Origin of the sequence: Kineococcus sp. NBC_00420, assembly GCF_036021035.1 — a bacterium.
Classification (GTDB): domain Bacteria; phylum Actinomycetota; class Actinomycetes; order Actinomycetales; family Kineococcaceae; genus Kineococcus.
The window spans coordinates 677,856-695,000 of record NZ_CP107930.1; the positions used below are offsets into that span (position 1 = coordinate 677,856).

Sequence of the window (17,145 nt, forward strand, 5' to 3'; positions counted from 1 at the left end):
GCCGGGGACTCCCCGTGCAGAGCCTGACAAGTCCCTGATCGTCCTGGCTCGGCAGGAGGGGTTCCTGACGGTTCACCGAACCCGTACCGACACACCCTTCAGTGCACCCACATCCACTGCACTGCAGGCAATACGAACTTGTTCGAACCGCTCGAACACGGTAGACTCAGGACATGACAGCGGCACTCGCGGAGCGAACGGAAGAGACCCCCACCGGGGTCGCCTTCGGCCTCCCCGGCAAGTACCGCCGCTTCGCCGACGCCGCCCACGCCCTGTTCTACCTCGGCGTCGCCGACGCCGTCACCATGGTCCACGACTCCCCCCACCCCGACCTCGACCAACTCCAAGACCGCGGGGTCACCATCACCGGAACCGGGTTCGACCGCTGGGAGGCCGCCGTCGACCTCGTCGCCGAGGAGTACTCCCGCGACGAAGGCATGGACTTCGACCGAGCCCGCGCCACCATCCACAACGCCTGGCGCAAGGGCCACGACCACCGCACCCTCTGGCAAGCCGTCGCCGACGGCAGTGTCACCCGCTACCAGGCCCGCACCATCGAAGACCACGCCGAACGCCTCAGCGCCCGCACCGCCACCCTCACCGACCACCTCGACCCCGATGGCAACGTCACCTCCCAAGAGGTGACCGAAGAAGAGAAACTCCTCCAAGGAGACGCCTACACCGCGGCTCTGCAGGACTACTTCACCGACGCCGTCCACCACGCGCAAACCGGCCTGACCGGACGGAAGCTCAGCATCAAGTGCTCCCGGAAAGTCCGGGAACTGACCCCCGGCTACGAATCCGTCACCCTCGCCAAGAACGACGACCGCCACGGACTTGGACACACCCCCTGCGAAGACGGCCTCCACAGCCACCTCGGGTTCATCGCCCCCACCGCCTTCGCCCTCCGCTTGGTGGCGCACACCAATGCTGCCGCCGACCACGCCGCGGACGCTGCGAAGAGGGCCGGCCTCGTCGACACCCGGTCCCACGGGCAGCGAGTTCGCGACGTCATCGTCGACATGCTCACCGACGCCATGAACCGCGCCGTCCCCGCCCTCTCGGATCCCACCACACCTGCCACCGCTGATTCACCCGCAGTGATCGGGCGCACCCACCGCCCCGCGACGTCCGTCCAGGTCTACGTCCGCATCGACGCCACCACCCTCCTCGGCCTCGACGACGAAGAAGCCACCGTCGACGGCGTCGGACCCGTCCCCGCCCACGTCACCCGCGAACTCGCCACCAGCGTCGGCGCGATGTGGCGCAAGGTCATCGAATCCCCCGGCACCCGAGACGTCATCGACATCGGCGCCAAGGCCTACGCCATCACCGACACCATGCGCCGCTTCATCACCACCCGTGATGAGTACTGCCAAGCTCCCGGCTGCCACGTTCCCGCCGTCAACTGCGACCTCGACCACGCCATCCCCAGGCCCGAAGGTCAGACCACCGCGAACAACCTCCGCGCCTACTGTCGAGGCCATCACCGCTTCAAGACCCAGTACGTCTTCGAAGCCACGAAGGCCCACCACGCCAGGATCAACGCAAGGCTCGGGAAGCCGGGAGAACTCTGGCCCGGGCTTCCAGACGAACCACCGTTCTGACCCCCACCACGAGTCACCCCCGCAACCGGCAGGCTGCGGGGGCGCAGAGTTGCGTGCCCTGGCTGCGACGTCCCTCAGGGCAGGACGAGGAGATCCTCGTGCGGCACCACGGCGGAGGTCACGGCCGGCGCCTCGATCCCGGCGGCACCGAACCACCCCCGCGCCCACTCCTGCAGCAGGGGCGAGTCCGCCAGCCGCCAGGGGGTCGGTTCCCGCTCGACGGTCCACCCCCGGGCGGCGAAACCTGCCACGCAGAACTCGACCGCGTCGGGGCCGAGACCGTGCGAGCGCTGGTCTGCGTCGAAACCGGCGGCAGCCTCGGGGGCGGGGGGTTCGGTGGTGGCCCCGCCGGTGACGGTCAGCACGAACAGGACCGCGGGGCGGGGTGCGAGGGCGGACAACCCGTCGAGGAGGGTGTCGGCCACCGCCGCGGACAGCACGTCCAGCAGGGCGGAACCCACGACCAGGTCGGCACCGGTGAGCACCGACCGCAGCGCGTCCGGGTCGCCGAGGTCCGCCCGCGCCGTCCGCACGGACGTCGCGGCGGGGGCGGGGGTCGCGAGCGCCCGCTGCAGGAGTTCCTCGTCGTGGTCGACGAGGAGCCAGTGCTGTTCGGCGTCCACCCCGAGTTCCGCCAGCCGCGGGGCGAGGTGGCGCAGGGTGGAGCCCGAACCCGCACCGAGGTCGACGATGCGCAGGGCCGGGCGGTCGGCGAGCGCCGGGACGAGCAGTTCCTCCAGGCGGGCGGACCGGGTCGCGTGGTCGAGAGGTTCCCGCAGGGCCAGCCAGTCCGGATCGAAGTTCTCCAGGTCGTTCACAGGACACCTTCCACGATCCGTGCGGTCTCGTCCCAGGTCGGGAGCGAGCGGGTTCGTGCCGCAGAACGCAGCCGGTACCGCAGCGACGCGTCGGAAGCCCACTGCTGCAGGGTCTCCGCGACGTCCGCGGGCCGTCGGGGCACGACGATCCCGGCGTCTCCCACGAGTTCGGGGAGTTCCCCGGCGTCCGCGACCAGCGACGGCACCCCGCGTCGCAGACCTTCGGCGACGGCCATCCCGTAGGGTTCCGCGCTCGAGAGCAGGACGTGCAGGTCGGCCCGGTCCCACTCCGCCTGGAGGGCGTCGCCGTGCAGGGGGCCGAGCAGGGTCGTCCCGGGGAGGGACAAACCCTCGGCCACGGTTCCGGCGCAGTGCAACGACCAGGGTGGGCCGAGGGCCGCGACGGCCTCCGCGACCACCCGCTGCCCCTTGCGCTCACCCACGGTCCCGACGCAGAGGAGCCGGTGCGCGCCGAGGGCCGCAGACGTCGGTGCGGGCGAGGTTCCCGGTTCGGCGACGACCGCGCCCACTCCGGCGACCTCCAGGACCCGGACGCGGGAACTGCGGCTGGTCACCACGACGGCGTCGACCAGTCGCAGGGCGCGGACCTCCTCGGCCAGGAGGGAGCCCGCGGGCTGATCGTCGGCACGCAACAGGTGGACGAGCAGGACCAGCCGCAGCCGCCCCGCGTGCGCGGCGAGGACGTCGGGCTGCTCCGTGGCGACCAGCCCGTCCAGTAACGCCGTGGACCCGTCGGCGAGACCGGCCAGGGAGGTCTGCAGGTCCCCGACGACCACGTGGGACAGGGGGGCACGGTCGAGGAGTTCCCGGTCGTAGCGGTTCCCGCCGGTCGGCGCCGAGAGGTCGGGCGCGAGCAAGAACCTCACGACGACATCAGAGGGTTCGCTCGTAGGAACCCCACGCGACGTCGGACTCGCGCAGCAGCACCTCGATGCTGTCCAGACCCGTCCCGAGCCGGTCCGCGAGCCGGTCGGCGACCCAGGCGCAGAGGAACTCCGTCGTCGTGTTCTTCCCCGCGAACTCCTCGACGTCGTCGAGGTTGCGGTACTCCACCGACGCGAGGACCGATCGCAGGGCCCCCGCGGCGATCCCGATGTCCACCACGAGGCCGTCGGCGTCGAGGACGGCCCGTCGGAACGTCGCCTCCACGACGAACGTCGCCCCGTGCAACCGCTGGGCCGGGCCGAACACCGCCCCGGTGAAGCTGTGGGCGATCATCATCCGGTCGCGGACGGTCAACGAGTACACGGTCAGGGGCTCCTCAGTAGCGGAAACGGTGGCAGAGGGCGTCGCCGCCGGGGGCGGCGAGGGCGGGCAGCACGGTGGCGGCCTCGTCGAACGGGGTCTCGCCGTCCAGCAGCACGTCGAACCGGTCGTCCGTCAGCAGGTCGAGGGCCAGCGCGAGCCGGCGACGCGTCGTCCAGCGCGGCGCGCGGGCGGGGGGTACCCGACCGACCTGGCTGGCCCGGATCGTCAGTCGCCGGGAGTGGAAACCCTCCCCCAGCCCGACCTCGACGGAGCGGTCTCCGTACCAGCTGAGTTCGGCCAGCAGCCCCTCCGAGCCGAGCAGGCCGAGACCGGTGGTCAGGCCCGCCCCGGTCCCGCTGGTGTGCAGGACGACGTCGCGTTCCCGGCGGGCGTCGTCGGGGGCGACGAGGCGGAACCCCAGGTCGTCGGCGGTGCGTGAGCGGTCGGTGCGGACGTCGACGGCTTCGACGTCGGTGCCCGGAACCCGGGCCGCGAGCGCCGCGACGAGCAGGCCGAGGACGCCCGCACCGACGACGCTGACCCGGTCACCGATGCCGACGCCGGCGTCCCACACGCCGTTCACGGCGGTCTCCAGCATCCCCGCGAGGACGGCCCGGCCGGTGGGGACGCCCGCGGGGACGGGCAGGACGGCCGAGGCCGGGACGACGTAGCGGTCCTGGTGGGGGTGCAGGCAGAAGACGGCGCGTCCCACCAGGTCCTGCGCGCGGGCCCCGGCGTGCACGACGGTCCCGACCGAGAGGTAGCCGTACTTCACGGGGTAGGGGAACTCCCCGGCCTGGAACGGCGCGCGCATGACGTCGTGCTGGCTCTCGGGGACCCCGCCCGCGAGCACGAGGGCCTCGGTCCCGCGGCTGACGGCCGAGAACTCGGCGCGGACCTCGACGTCGGCGACACCGAGGACGGGCAGGAGCTCGTCGCGCAGTTCCGCCCGGCCCGGACCGGTGACCCACAACGCGCGGGCGACGCTCACGGGACCTCCTCCAGCTTCGCGGTGACGAAGTCCCGCACGGCGCTCTCCCAGCGCGGGGGGTCGACGTTCCACTCCTTGGTGTGGCGGGCGGTGGAACTCGCGACGTAGGTGATGAGGTCGGGCCGCGCCGCCGCCAGGCGTTCCGAGGGGCCGTGGGGCACGTAGTCGTCGGCGTCGGAGTGCAGCAGCAGCACGGGCAGCACGAGTTCCTCGGCGCGACGCACCCAGTCCATGGCGCGGAGGTCGACCGGTCCCCGGACCCCCACGAGCCGCCGACCGACGGGATGCGCGAGCAGGCGCAACCCGTAGCGCCCCAACCGGATCGGGATCCCCCGTTGCCGCGCCTGGTTGTCCAGCACGTCGTACCAGTCGACCACCGGCCCGTCGAGGACGAGCGCGCAGACCTTCTCGGCCAACGGCGAGCGGGCGACGAACTGCAGCAGGATCGCCCCGCCCATCGACCAGCCCACGACGAGCAGACGCCGGGCGCCGGAGTCGATCGCGTGCTGTGCCACCGCCTCCACGTCGTTCCACTCGGTGTCGCCGAGGCCGTAGAGGCCCGGTTTCGCGGCCGGGGCGTCGGCGTCGTTGCGGTAGCTGGGGACCAGGCACGGGATGCCCAGTTCGTGCAGGACGGGGAGGGCCCGCAACGCCTCTTCGCGGGTGGCGCCGCGGCCGTGGACGAGGACCGCCCAGACGTCGCTCTCGCCCCGCGAGGCGGTGGGGACGAACCAGCAGGGCAGGTCCCCGACCTCGCCGGGGACGACGAGGTCCTCGTGGGCGAGACCGAGGGCCGTGCTCGGGTCGCCCGAGTAGTAGTACTGGTTCCAGCGCGCCGACCCGGGCCGTGGGACCCCCCGGTCCACGCCGAGCAGTTCCCGCGTCACCCGGCCGTCGGTCACGTCGAGGACGTCCCCCACGCGGAAGTGCCCCCGGCCGCCGTCGGTCCAGACGCCGTAGCGGCCCGGGACGACGGTGTCGACGGTCTGCTCGAGGACGACCCGGTGGGGTCCGACCTGCAGGACCTCGACGTCGTCGGGTTTGTGCGGGCGCGGGGTGACCACGGCGCGGGCGAAGGACACCGCGACGCCCGTCAGCCCGGCACCGACCGCGGTGACGGTGAGCGCCGCCGCGAGCGGGACGAGGCGGGAGGCCTTCACCGTCCCGCCCGCCAGGCGGCACGGATCAGCGGGACCTGCAGGGGCAACCGGGCGATCGTGATCGCGCGGGCGCGGGGGGACCTCGCGTCGAGGGCCATCGTGACGTTGGCGGGCCAGACCGCGACCAGGAAGGCCGCAGCGACCGTGCCGCTCGCGCGGCGGGTCCGCGGGAGCGCCAACCCGGCCGCCAGTCCGAGCTCGACGACGCCGGAGGCGAGGGTCCAGGTGCGGGCGCTGCCCGGCAGCGCGCGCGGGACGATCTCGTCGAAGTGCGCCGCACGGACGAAGTGGGCGAGGCCCGCGACGCCGAACATCGTCGCGACGGGGACCCACCTGCGGGACGGGACGGCGCTGATCACACCGGCGATCCTGCCCGACGTCCCCTAGGGTCACCGCGTGGACCCCAACACCTGGACCGTCGTCGTCTTGACCGAGGAGGCGTTCGGTGACGTCGACGCCCGCAACGTCGCCGAGCTGCACGCGGACGCCCGCGCCGCCGGGGACGACGTACGCCACGTCGTCCTCGTCCCCGCCGACACCCAGCGGAGCCTGCTGGCGGGCTTCCTCGACCACCTGAGCCTCGGTGAGCTGAAGGAGGCGTTCGCGGAGGTCCGGGAGGGCCGCCACCCCGACGGGGCCCGGGCGGACGCCGAGACGGCCCTGGCGGCCACGCTGGCCGCGTTGCGCGAGCTGGGGTTGAGCGCGGAGGGCCGCACGACGGACGACGACCCGCTGCCGGCGGTGCGGGAGGCCCTGCTCCAAGGACCCGACGCCCGTGAGCTGGTCGTGGTGACCCGTCCGCACGCGGTGGAGGACACCCTGCACACCGACTGGGCCTCGAGGGCGCGCGACGAGTTCGGGGTCCCGGTCCTGCACGTCTACGCGGGCACGACCAGACTCGGGTGACGGAACACCGCCGAGCACGGGGAGGTTGAACGGGACATGACTGCGCACACGCCCGACACCACGAGCAAGACCTACAACGTCACCAAGTCCGACGCTGAGTGGCGCGCGGAACTCGACCCGCAGGCCTACCACGTGCTGCGCCAGGCCGGCACGGAGCGGCCCTTCACGGGCGAGTACGAGGACACGACGACCGAGGGCGTCTACGCGTGCCGCGCCTGCGGGTCGGAGCTGTTCACCAGCAACGAGAAGTTCGCCTCGCACTGCGGCTGGCCGTCCTTCTTCGACCCCAAGGACTCCACCGCGGTGGAACTCCTCGTCGACGACACCCTCGGCATGCGCCGCACCGAGGTGCGCTGCGCGAACTGCGGTTCGCACCTCGGTCACGTCTTCGAGGGCGAGGGCTACCCGACCCCCACCGACCAGCGCTACTGCATCAACTCGATCAGCCTCAGCCTGCGTCCCGCGCAGGCCTGAGGCAGGCTGACCCCATGAGCGACGAGATCCCGGAACTGGACCCCGACCTGCAGGCGGCGGACTCCTCGTTGGACCAGGAGACGGAGCGAGACCAGGCCGACGACCTGTCCAGCGACACCCTCGAGGCCGACGACCAGGACGACACCTGGGAGCCCGACCAGCACCTGTCGAACGCGACGGCGGAACTCATCGTGGACGGTGACCGCAACGAAGAGACCCTCGACGAGCGGTTGGCCCAGGAGGTCCCGGACGTCGACGCCGTCAGTGGTGGCGACGCCGACTCCGACCGGGACTACCGCCAGGTCTGACTCTCCCGCAGGCGGACTCGTCAGGGCAAGGCGTTGACGAGTTCGCCGAGGGCGACCTTCGGGCCGGTGAAGAACGGCAGTTCCTCCCGAACGTGACGACGGGCCTCGGTGGCGCGCAGGTCGCGCATGAGGTCGACGATGCGGTACAGCTCGTCGGCCTCGAAGGCGAGGATCCACTCGTAGTCGCCGAGGGCGAACGCGGAGACGGTGTTCGCGCGGACGTCCTCGTAGCTGCGGGCCGCGAGACCGTGGTCGCGCAGCATCGTGCGCCGCTCACCCTCGGGCAGCAGGTACCACTCGTAGGACCGCACGAACGGGTACACGCAGACGTAGTCGCGGGCCTGGTCGCCGGACATGAACGCGGGCACGTGGCCACGGTTGAACTCCGCCGGCCGGTGCAGGCCCACGACGGACCAGACGGGTGCGAGGTGGCGCCCCAGGCGGGTGCGGCGCAGGCGGCGGTAGGCCTCCTGGACGATCTCGACCGTCGGGCCGTACCACCAGAACATGAGGTCGGCGTCGGCGCGCAGACCCGCGACGTCGTAGAGCCCGCGGACGACCAGGCCCTTGCCGGTGAGCTCGTCGAGCAGGTCCTGGACCTCCTGGGTCAGGGCCGCACGCTCGGCGTCCCCGAGGGGCGTCTCGACGGCGAAGACCGACCACATCGTGTAGGCGATGGTGTCGTTGATCGTGTCGGCGTTGGGTGCTGCTGTGTGCTGCTCGGTCATGCCCGCATCCTCCCTCAGACCATCTGCAGCTGCGCACGCACCTCGGCGGCGGCACGGGTGGCCGCACCGATGCAGGCGGGCACGCCCACGCCGTCCAGGACGGAACCGCAGAGGGCGAGGCGCCCGACGCCCGTGAGCGCCGAGCGCACCGCCGCGACGCGGTCCACGTGGCCGACGGCGTACTGCGGCAGCCCGTCGTACCAGCGGACGACGTCGTGGTCGAGCGGGTGCAGTTCCCGGCCCAGCAACCGGGAGGCGTCGGCGACCGCCCAGCGGACGACGTCGTCGTCCTCGGCCTCCAGGGCCTCGGTCTCCCCCGCACGTCCCGAGGAGACCCGCAGGACCGCGACGTCGCCGCTCTGGTCCCCGACCCAGCCCCACTTGTTGCCCGACAGCGTCAAGGCCTTGGCGCGCAGCCCTTCCAGCGCCCCGACGGCGGGCGGGACGAGGACGCCGGACCCGGTCAGCCCGGCCAGTTCGACGGCGGGGACCGCGAGCGCCGTGATGACCATGCTCGCGGTCTCGACGTCACCCAGCAGGGCGGCGGCCGCGGGGACCGGTCCCGCGAGCAACCGGGCGGCGGCGGGCGCGGGGACGGCGAGGACGACGGCGTCGGCGGGGGTCGCGTCGACGAGCCAGCCGTCGGGGGTGCGTTCGAGGCGGTGCACGGGGGTGGAGGTGGCGATCGTGACGCCGCGCTCAGCCAGCTTCGTGGCCAGGGTGCGCGGGAGGGTGGCGAGGCCGCCGAGCAGGCCGGCGAAGACGGGGGCCGGGTTCGCGACCGGGGGTTCGGAGATGGCCTCCAGCAGGGATCCGCCGCGGACGGCGTGCTGCCAGAGCGCGGGGACGGTGGCCTGCAGGGACAGCTTCGAGGCGTGGCCGGCGTAGACCCCACCGAGCAGCGGTTCGACGAGGCGGTCGACGACGGCCCGACCGACCCTCGCGGCGACGTAGTCGGCGACGGCGACGTCGTGATCCAGCGGCGGGGCGGGCAGTCCCGGTTCGGCCCGGACCCGCTCGACGTCGGCGGGGTCGAGGAAACCCTCGACCGTGGCGGCGGAGCGGGGGACGCCCATCAGGGTGCCGGCGGGCAGCGGGTCGAGGTGGCCGGGCGAGCGCAGGCTCGCGCGGGTGGTGGCGGGGTGGACGAGTTCCCCGCCCAGACCCACGTCGTGGATCAGGGCGACGCCCTCGGGACGTCGCGCGAGCATCGACTCGGCCCCGACGTCGACGGTGACGCCACCGATCTCGCTGCCCTGCAGCACGCCTCCGACGACCGGCGCGGCCTCGCGGACCTCGATCGTGAACTCGTCGTGGCGGCTGAGTTCCCAGGCCGCGGTGAGACCGGAGATCCCGGCCCCCACGACGACGACGTGCGGACGGGTCAGTTCCGCCACGCGTGGACCTCCTCGACGACCCGGGCGAGGACGGCCGGGTCGGCGGTCGGCGGGACGCCGTGGCCGAGGTTGACGATGTGCCCGGCGCCGGCCCGTTCGCCCTCCGCCAGGATGCGGTGCAGGTCGGCGCGCAGCACCTCCCAGGGGGCGAAGAGCAGGGCCGGGTCGAGGTTGCCCTGGACGGCGACGGGACGACCGGCTCCGGCGGCGCCGCGGGCGGCCCCGACGTCGAGGGGGAGGCGGAAGTCGATGCCGAGGACGTCGACGCCACCGTCGATCGCGGCCATGGCGCCCAGGAGTTCCCCGGTGCCGGTGCCGAAGTGGGTGCGCGGGACCCCGAGGTCGCCCACGGCGGCCAGCGCGGTCGCGGAGTGCGGGGCGACGAGCCGTTCGTAGTCGGTCAGCGGGAGCGCCCCGACCCAGGAGTCGAAGAGCTGGACGCCGGAGGCGCCGGCGAGGACCTGGGCGCGTAGGAACGTCCCCGCGATCTGGGCGAGGCGGGCGGCGAGGTCGTGCCACAGCTCCGGGTCGGCGTGCATCAAGGCCTTGGTGCGCAACAGGTCCCGGGACGGACCACCCTCGACGAGGTAGCTGGCGAGGGTGAACGGGGCGCCGGCGAACCCGACGAGGGGCGTGTCGCCGAGCCCGGCGACGGTCAGCCCCACGGCGTCGGTGACGTGCTGCAGGGCGTCGAGGGAGAGTTCCGGGATCCGGTCGAGGTCGGCACGGGTGCGGAAGGGCTGCGCGATCACGGGTCCGGTGCCGGGGACGATCTCGACGTCGACACCGGCGGCCTCGAGCGGCACGACGATGTCGGAGTAGAAGACGGCGGCGTCCACGTCGTAGCGGCGGACCGGCTGCAGGGTGATCTCGGCGACGAGTTCGGGGATGCGGCAGGACTCCAGCATCGTCGTCCCGGCACGGGCCTCGCGGTACTCCGGCAGCGAGCGACCGGCCTGGCGCATGAACCAGACGGGCGTGCGGTGCGGGGTGGTGCCCCCGCGGGCGGCGTGGAGGTAGGGCGAGTTCTCGAGCGGCACGCGCTGATGGTCCCACGGCGTGGCTGACGCCCCCGCGGGGTCGGGGTGCCTAGGCTCCGTGCCGTGAGTGCGCACCGGACCCCGGGAGCGCCCGGTGCTCCGCCGGCCTTCGAGGCCGCGGTGGCCGCGGTGCGCGCCGTCCGCCTGCGCTCGGAGCTGGTGCTGACGGAGGTCCCCGCCCCGGCGCGCATCGCGCCCTACGCCCTGGCCGTGGCCGGTGACGTCGTCCTGGACGGTGACGAACTCGCGACCGGACGTTTCATCCTGTTGCACGACCCGACCCGGCCGGCGGAGTGGGACGGCGACTTCCGCGTCGTGACCTACGTCCGCGCGGACCTGGAGTCGGAGCTCGGTGAGGACCCGATGCTGGGGCAGGTCGGGTGGTCCTGGCTGGAGGACGGTCTGGCCTCGGCCGGCGCCCAGGCCACCAGCGTGGGCGGCACGGTGACGCGGGTGCTGTCGGAGGGCTACGGCGCTCTGGCCGAACGGCCCGCGTCCGTGGACGTGGAACTGCGGGCGTCGTGGACGCCGACGGACCCGACGGACATCGCGGCGCACCTGCACGCGTGGGAGGTCCTGGTGTGCACGGTGGCGGGTCTGCCGCCGCTGCCCGAGGGCGTCGTGTCCCTCGGTGGCCGCACGCACTGAGACGCGCGCACTGAGACACGCGTCACCAAGTGTTCAAGGAACCCCCCGGATGGGCCGATCACCTTCTCGAATGATGGAGGCGTTCCGCAGTGGGCGGGCGCCGATCGCCTGCAGGAGGACGACGGTGACGGCACTCGTCGAACGCCCCGGGATGGCTGTACCTTCCCGGCTCGGCCGCTTCGCGGCTCTGGTCGCTGTGGCGGATCCCGCCGTCCGCGAGTCCGTGACCCGCACGCTGCGGATGCTCGGCGCCGTGAACGTCGAGCACGCCACGAGCGTCGCCCAGGCCCGCGCGATGGCCCGCACCGGCCCGCGCGCCCTGTTCATCGCCGACGCGGGACTGCCCGACGGCTCCGGCGCCCAGCTCGTCTCCGAGCTGCGCGCCGCCGGGTGGAACCGCTGCGTCGTGCTCTCCAGCAACGCCGACCCGTTCGCGGTCCGCGGTGCGGTCGCCGCCGGCGTCCGCTGCTACCTCGTGACGACCCGCCCCGAAGGGGTGGGCTTCGAGGGACGCACCGGGGAGAACGGCGTCGACAGCCTCTCCGAGCGTGAGGTCGAGGTGCTCCAGCACGTCGCCGACGGCCGGTCCAACAAGGACACCGGCGCCCTGCTCGGCCTGTCCGCGCTGACGGTGAAGAGCCACCTGGCCCGCATCGCCCGCAAGCTCGGCACGGGCGACCGCGCCGAGATGGTCGCGATCACCCTGCGGGCCGGCGTCATCCAGTGACGCGCCTGGAGGGGGGCTGAGCACCCCTCCTCGTCACGCCGCCCGCCTCCGGTGGGCGGCGTTCGGCGTTCTCCCCCTCCTCGACCCGGCCGGTCGCCGCACCCCCGATCGTGCGACGGCTCAGCTGAGCGGTCACGTACGGTGGTGCCGTGACCGAGACGCCGACGAAAGAGGAGCCTGAACAGGCCGGGCCCGAGCTCCCGATGCTGTCGGTCCCCGCCGACGGCCTGCCGCCCGTCGTGACCGACGAGGCCGCGCTCGCGCAGACCGTCGCCGCGTTCGCGGCCGGCACCGGCCCGGTCGCCGTCGACGCCGAACGCGCCTCCGGCTACCGCTACGGGCAGCGGGCGTTCCTGGTCCAACTGCGCCGTGAGGGTTCCGGCACCGCCCTCATCGACCCCGACGCGCTGCCGGACCTGTCCGCCCTGGGCGAGGTCCTCGCGGACGTGGAGTGGGTGCTGCACGCCGCGAACCAGGACCTGCCCTGCCTGGCCGAACTCGGCATGCGCCCCACCCGCCTGTTCGACACCGAACTCGGTTCCCGCATCGCGGGTCTGCCCCGCGTGGGTCTGGGGGCGGTCGTCGAGGAACTGCTCGGCCTGCGACTGGCCAAGGAGCACTCCGCGGTCGACTGGTCGACCCGCCCGCTGCCCGTCCCGTGGTTGACCTACGCCGCCCTCGACGTCGAGGTGCTCGTCCAGGTCCGTGACGTCCTCGCTGAACGCCTTGCCGCGCAGGGGAAGTTGGACTGGGCCCTGGAGGAGTTCGCCGCCGTCGCCAACGCCCCGACGCCCGTCGCACCGGCGGAGCCGTGGCGGCGCGTCTCCGGTCTGCACGCCGTGCGTTCACGGCGCCAGCTCGCCGTCGTGCGGGCGCTGTGGTCGGCTCGCGACAGCGAGGCCCGCCGACGCGACACCTCCCCGGGCCGGTTGCTGCCCGACTCCGCGATCGTCGCCGCCGCCCGCGCCACCCCCCGCACCGCGCAGGCCCTCGCCTCGACGTCGGGGTTCACCGGCCGTGCGGCGAAGACGAAGCTGCAGGTGTGGGCCGACGCCGTCGCCGAGGGGCTGGCCCTGCCGGAGTCGGAGCTCCCCGCGCACGCTCCCCGCAGCGACGGTCCGCCGCCGCCGCGGGCGTGGGCGGCGAAGGACCCGCTCGCCGCGGCCCGGCTCAACGCGGCCCGGGCCGTCGTGACCGCGCTGGCCGAGGAACACGCCCTCCCGGTCGAGAACGTCCTGCAGCCCGACGCCCTGCGCCGGGTGGCGTGGGCTCCCCCGCAGCCGCTGGACGCCGAGGGTGTCCGGGCGGCGCTGGCCACGCGCGGTGCCCGCGCCTGGCAGCTCGACCTGGTGTCGGGACCCGTCGCGGAGGCCATGGCGCAGGCCCGCGTCCCCGAACCGGACGCGGAACCCGTCCCCGACGCTGGTTGAGCTCGACACCGCTCCTCTTGCCGAGCGGCCGTTCGTGCGTCATCGTCGACACCGCGTCACGACGAAGTGGTGCGTCAACGGCGACGGAGGTGGACGTGGAACGCCTCACCCTGGACGAGCAGCTCTCCGCAGCGGCGATGGCCCGGCACTGGGTCTGTGACCACTGCCCCGACGAGCACCTGCCCGCCGCGCGGCGCTGGATCGCCGAACTGCTGACGAGCGAACTGGTCCACAACGCCTTCTCGCACGGCCGGGGCCCGGTCGTCCTGTCGTTGACCCACGACGAGGAGGGCATCCTCGTCGGCATCTCCGACCACGAGGAACGCGTCCCGACGTTGCGCGAGCAGTCGCCGGGAGCCACGGAAGGTCGGGGCATCGCCCTCGTCGACGCCCTCGCCACGACCTGGGGCGTCTACGGCAGCGACGGCAGCGAGACCGACGAGGCCTCCGGCGACTGGCCGAGCCCCCAGGAGCGCTCCGGCGGCAAGACCGTCTGGTTCCACCTCGCCACCGGGTGAGCCGTCTGCGCCCGTTCGGGGGACGCCGAGTCGGGCGCAGGCGTGGTTTCGCCTACCGTCTGCCACGTGAGCACCGATCAGCCGCGCCCCATCAGGGCCCTCCTACGACGCTGCGTGCTCGCCGCCAGCGTGCTCGGTGACCTCGACGTCGACCTCGACGACGAGGGTGTCCGGATGCCCGGCTGCTCGCCGTTGCAGTGGTCGGACCTGGCCCGCACGGCCGCCGGCGCCGGTGAGGAGGTCGCCCGGTTGCGGGTGGCCGACCTGCTGCACGCCCACCTGGAACTGCACCGCGGTGAGGTCTGGACCGTTCCGCTGGCGATCCCCGTCGGGGCCGACCGCCACCCCGCCTACGGCTGGACGCACACCCCCCAGCTCGGGGGCGCGCTCGACCTCGGCCTCGGCGTCGTGGTCCGCGACGAGAGCGGCGGACGGGTGCGGGAACGGACGCTGCCGGTCCCCGTCGCCTCCGCCCGCGCCACCGGCCGCTCCTCCCGGCTCAGCGACGTCGACCTGGCCCGCCTCGAGGACATCGGCGCCCTCGTCGCACGACGACTGGTCCGCGACGCCGGCAGCCGGGGACTCGGCGCCACCGACGGTCTCCTCCGCCCCGTCGCCGGCTGCGACGTCCCGACCCTGCTGGCGTCGCGGACCCTGCGCGAGCACCTCGTCGCCGGCCCGGACCGGGCCGTCGGGAACCTGCTGCGCGCCGTCGCGATCCCCGACCGGACCCGCGGCTGGTTCGACCTCGCCCGCATCGACCCCGCCTACGTCGGTGCCGCCTGGATGGCCACCGACGCCGCGGACCGGGGCTTCCGCCGGCCGGTGCTGGTGACGCTGGACGAGGTGGCGCTCGCGCCGAGCAGCCCGCGGCTCGTGGAGCGGGTCCTCGCCGACTGAGGGGTCCGTGCGCGATGCTGCGGGCATGGCCACGATCAGCGCTGTCGTCCGCCCGGTGTCCGGAACCGCCACGGCGGTGGGGAGCAGCGGCGGCCACTGCATCGTCGTGGACCGCCCCGACGGGGCGGCCGGCGGGGCGGGACTCGGGTTCAACGGCGGGCAGCTGCTCGCGTTGGCGATCGCGGGGTGCCTGGCCAACGACCTGCGCTACGCCGCAGCCGACCCGGAGGACCCGCACCTGGACGCGGTGCGGGTGCTCGCCGACGTCGACGTCGTGGAGGGTCGCGTGGTGGGGGCACGGGTCCGGTTCGAGGGCGGTGGCGCGGTCGCGGAACTCCTCCGGGCCGCCATCGCGGACTCGACGGTGCTCGCCGCGGTCCGCAGCGGGTTTCCGGTCGAGGTGGTCGGCGCGTGAGCGTCCTGCTGGTGCCCGGGGGTCCCCTGCTGGACCCGGCCTACCTCCCCTTCGAACTCCCCGGCGAACGCGTCCTGGTGGCCGACCTGCGGTTCGCGCCGGCACGGCGCTGCGACCAGCTCGTCGACGCGCTGGAGGAGTTGCGGGAGGCGCACGGGATCCCCGTGGTCGACCTGGTGGCGCACTCGGCGGGGGCGAACCTCGCCGTCCGCTACCTGGAACGCTTCGCCCACCGGGTCGCACGGTTGGTGCTCGTCACCCCGAGCGTGTTCGCCGTCGGGCTGCCGGTGTCGGCGGAGACCCGGTCACGGACGGCGGAACTCAGCCGTGACGAACCCTGGTTCGAGCAGAGCTTCGCTGCGCTGCAGCGGGTCGGTGCGGGCCACGGCGAGCCGGACGACTGGGACGCCGTGGGGCGGTTCACCGGTTCCGATCCCGCGGAGGAATCCGACCCGGTGCTGGCGGCGGAGTTCACCGCCCCGGGTGCGTTCGACCCGACGGCCACCCGCGCGGCTGTCGCAGGTTTCGCCGGGGAGGTGCTGGTGCTGGCCGGGGAGTTCGACGTCGGCGCTCCCCCGGCCGTCCTGCGGGAGTTCGCCGAGCTGTTCCCGCGGGCCCGTTTCGTGGAACTCACCCGGGCCCGGCACTTCCCGTGGCGCGACGACCCCGCGGGCTTCGCACAGGTGGTGCGGAGTTTCCTGGCGCCGGAGGAACCGGAGGACCTCCCGGGCGGGCGCAACCTCGGGGCGGTCCGGATCGGGCGCACCGTCCGGAAGGCGGCGGGCACGCAGACCCCGACCGTGCAGGCCCTGCTCGGCGACCTGCACGCGCAGGGGTTCCACCGCGTCCCGCGTCCGCTGGGGATCGACGAAGCGGGCCGGGAGGTCTGGGAGTACCTGCGGGGCAGCACCATCGGTACGCAGGAACCCTGGCCGGACTGGGTCTTCGGTGACGCGCTGCTCACCGACGTGGGGTACTGGCTGCGGGAGTTCCACGACGCCTCGGAGCAGTTCTGGAGCGAGGACGGCCGGATCCTCGGCCACCAGGACCTCGCGCCCTACAACGCCGTCGTCGACGGTGAGCGTCTGGTCGGGTTCGTCGACTGGGACCTGGTGGCCCCCTCCGTCCCGTTGCGCGACCTGGCGTTCGTCGCGCTGCGGTGGGTCCCGCTGATGGGGCAGGACGGTCGCACCCCGGAGCAGCGGTGGCGGCGGTTGCGGGCCCTGCTCGCCGCCTACGGCTGGAGGGGCAGCGAGGAGGAGGTGCTCGACGCGGTGCGGGTTCGCGCCCAGGACCACGCCGACGGCCTGCGCCAGGCCGCCCTCGACGGGTGGGGTCCGGCCGTGGAACTCGTGGCGGAGGGGGTGGCCGACGAGTTCGACCGTGCCGCAGCGGGTCTGGCGGGGTTGTTGTGAGCATCGAGGAGGTGCTGGCCGCGGCGCGGGTCGGACTCGACCGGCTGACCCCGGAGCAGTTGTGCACCGAGCAGCGGGCGGGGGCGCTGGTCGTCGACACCCGCACCCCGGCCCACCGGGTCGAGCAGGGGGAGTTCCCGGGCGCGCTGGTCATCGACCGGACGGTGCTGGAGTGGCGACTCGATCCGACCTGCCCCTTCCGGATCCCGGAGGCGACCGGACCGGACCTGCGGGTGGTCGTGGTGTGCCGGCACGGCTACAGCTCCAGCCTGGCCGCGGCGTCGCTGCGGGCGGTCGGTCTGCACCGGGCCACCGACCTCGAGGGCGGGGTGCAGGCGTGGCTCGCCGCGGGGTTCCCCGTACACCGCGGGCCGGTCCGTGAGGTGACGTAGAG

Annotated in this window: 21 protein-coding genes; 12 read left to right on the forward strand and 9 right to left on the reverse strand. The window is 73.7% G+C overall.

What is annotated here, in order from left to right; genetic code table 11:
* The first annotated feature begins 173 nt into the window (after positions 1-173).
* Positions 174-1,607 (forward strand): HNH endonuclease signature motif containing protein, encoded by a 1,434-nt coding sequence (locus OG218_RS03305; protein ID WP_328291778.1) that lies wholly within the window; start codon positions 174-176, stop codon positions 1,605-1,607.
* 74 nt (positions 1,608-1,681) lie between these two features.
* Here the strand turns inward: OG218_RS03305 and OG218_RS03310 are convergent, their stop codons facing one another.
* From OG218_RS03310 to OG218_RS03335, 6 genes are read right to left on the reverse strand one after another with little or no spacing between them, the layout of a single operon-like run.
* Entirely contained in the window at positions 1,682-2,425 is a 744-nt protein-coding gene (locus OG218_RS03310; RefSeq protein ID WP_328291779.1) for a class I SAM-dependent methyltransferase, read from the reverse strand.
* Positions 2,422-3,312: a glycosyltransferase family 4 protein gene (locus OG218_RS03315; RefSeq protein WP_328291780.1), complete on the reverse strand. Its 891-nt coding sequence runs from the start codon at positions 3,310-3,312 to the stop codon at positions 2,422-2,424. Before OG218_RS03315 ends, OG218_RS03310 begins: the two co-directional genes overlap by 4 nt.
* A gap of 7 nt (positions 3,313-3,319) precedes the next feature.
* Complete coding sequence (locus OG218_RS03320; protein ID WP_328291781.1) at positions 3,320-3,694, reverse strand: 6-pyruvoyl trahydropterin synthase family protein; 375 nt, start codon at positions 3,692-3,694, stop codon at positions 3,320-3,322.
* A gap of 13 nt (positions 3,695-3,707) precedes the next feature.
* Complete coding sequence (locus tag OG218_RS03325; protein WP_328291782.1) at positions 3,708-4,685, reverse strand: zinc-dependent alcohol dehydrogenase; 978 nt, start codon at positions 4,683-4,685, stop codon at positions 3,708-3,710.
* A complete protein-coding gene (locus OG218_RS03330; protein WP_328291783.1) occupies positions 4,682-5,845 on the reverse strand; it encodes an alpha/beta fold hydrolase in 1,164 nt (387 codons plus the stop codon). Before OG218_RS03330 ends, OG218_RS03325 begins: the two co-directional genes overlap by 4 nt.
* On the reverse strand, positions 5,842-6,159 hold the full coding sequence (locus OG218_RS03335; protein ID WP_442906454.1) for a DoxX family protein: 318 nt from the start codon (positions 6,157-6,159) through the stop codon (positions 5,842-5,844). Before OG218_RS03335 ends, OG218_RS03330 begins: the two co-directional genes overlap by 4 nt.
* 82 nt (positions 6,160-6,241) lie before the next feature.
* Here OG218_RS03335 and OG218_RS03340 point away from each other — a divergent pair, with 82 nt between their 5' ends.
* The 3 genes from OG218_RS03340 to OG218_RS03350 are packed head-to-tail and all read left to right on the forward strand — an operon-like array spanning position 6,242 to position 7,533.
* Entirely contained in the window at positions 6,242-6,751 is a 510-nt protein-coding gene (locus OG218_RS03340; protein ID WP_328291785.1) for a hypothetical protein, read from the forward strand.
* A 36-nt stretch (positions 6,752-6,787) separates the two neighbouring features.
* Positions 6,788-7,225, forward strand: coding sequence for a peptide-methionine (R)-S-oxide reductase MsrB (gene msrB / locus OG218_RS03345; RefSeq protein ID WP_328291786.1), 438 nt, complete (start codon positions 6,788-6,790; stop codon positions 7,223-7,225).
* A gap of 14 nt (positions 7,226-7,239) precedes the next feature.
* Complete coding sequence (locus OG218_RS03350) at positions 7,240-7,533, forward strand: hypothetical protein (RefSeq protein WP_328291787.1); 294 nt, start codon at positions 7,240-7,242, stop codon at positions 7,531-7,533.
* Positions 7,534-7,553: 20 nt separating this feature from the next.
* On the opposite strand, the gene hemQ is transcribed toward OG218_RS03350, so the two are convergent.
* The 3 genes from hemQ to hemE are packed head-to-tail and all read right to left on the reverse strand — an operon-like array spanning position 7,554 to position 10,698.
* The gene (hemQ, locus tag OG218_RS03355) at positions 7,554-8,261 is read right to left on the reverse strand and encodes a hydrogen peroxide-dependent heme synthase (RefSeq protein ID WP_328291788.1); all 708 of its coding nucleotides are present in this window, start codon (positions 8,259-8,261) and stop codon (positions 7,554-7,556) included.
* Positions 8,262-8,275: 14 nt separating this feature from the next.
* Positions 8,276-9,658, reverse strand: a complete 1,383-nt coding sequence (gene hemG, locus OG218_RS03360) for a protoporphyrinogen oxidase (protein WP_328291789.1) — start codon at positions 9,656-9,658, stop codon at positions 8,276-8,278.
* Positions 9,646-10,698, reverse strand: a complete 1,053-nt coding sequence (gene hemE, locus OG218_RS03365; RefSeq protein ID WP_328291790.1) for a uroporphyrinogen decarboxylase — start codon at positions 10,696-10,698, stop codon at positions 9,646-9,648. The genes hemG and hemE overlap by 13 nt, the downstream gene beginning before the upstream one ends.
* Positions 10,699-10,761: 63 nt before the next feature.
* Between hemE and OG218_RS03370 the strand changes: the two genes are divergently transcribed.
* The 8 genes from OG218_RS03370 to OG218_RS03405 all read left to right on the forward strand — a co-directional run bounded on the left by OG218_RS03370 (position 10,762) and on the right by OG218_RS03405 (position 17,143).
* A complete protein-coding gene (locus OG218_RS03370; protein WP_328291791.1) occupies positions 10,762-11,346 on the forward strand; it encodes a DUF3000 domain-containing protein in 585 nt (194 codons plus the stop codon).
* Between the two features lie 124 nt (positions 11,347-11,470).
* Entirely contained in the window at positions 11,471-12,073 is a 603-nt protein-coding gene (locus tag OG218_RS03375) for a response regulator transcription factor (protein ID WP_328291792.1), read from the forward strand.
* 149 nt (positions 12,074-12,222) lie between these two features.
* The gene (locus OG218_RS03380) at positions 12,223-13,503 is read left to right on the forward strand and encodes an HRDC domain-containing protein (RefSeq protein WP_328291793.1); all 1,281 of its coding nucleotides are present in this window, start codon (positions 12,223-12,225) and stop codon (positions 13,501-13,503) included.
* Positions 13,504-13,598: 95 nt separating this feature from the next.
* Entirely contained in the window at positions 13,599-14,021 is a 423-nt protein-coding gene (locus tag OG218_RS03385; RefSeq protein ID WP_328291794.1) for an ATP-binding protein, read from the forward strand.
* A 66-nt stretch (positions 14,022-14,087) separates the two neighbouring features.
* The gene (locus tag OG218_RS03390; RefSeq protein WP_328291795.1) at positions 14,088-14,921 is read left to right on the forward strand and encodes a hypothetical protein; all 834 of its coding nucleotides are present in this window, start codon (positions 14,088-14,090) and stop codon (positions 14,919-14,921) included.
* A 25-nt stretch (positions 14,922-14,946) separates the two neighbouring features.
* Positions 14,947-15,336 carry a hypothetical protein gene (locus tag OG218_RS03395; protein ID WP_328291796.1) on the forward strand — a complete coding sequence of 130 codons (390 nt, stop codon included), beginning with the start codon at positions 14,947-14,949 and terminating at the stop codon, positions 15,334-15,336.
* Positions 15,333-16,751: an alpha/beta fold hydrolase gene (locus tag OG218_RS03400; RefSeq protein ID WP_328291797.1), complete on the forward strand. Its 1,419-nt coding sequence runs from the start codon at positions 15,333-15,335 to the stop codon at positions 16,749-16,751. The genes OG218_RS03395 and OG218_RS03400 overlap by 4 nt, the downstream gene beginning before the upstream one ends.
* A complete protein-coding gene (locus tag OG218_RS03405; RefSeq protein WP_328291798.1) occupies positions 16,748-17,143 on the forward strand; it encodes a rhodanese-like domain-containing protein in 396 nt (131 codons plus the stop codon). Before OG218_RS03400 ends, OG218_RS03405 begins: the two co-directional genes overlap by 4 nt.
* Positions 17,144-17,145: the final 2 nt, after the last annotated feature.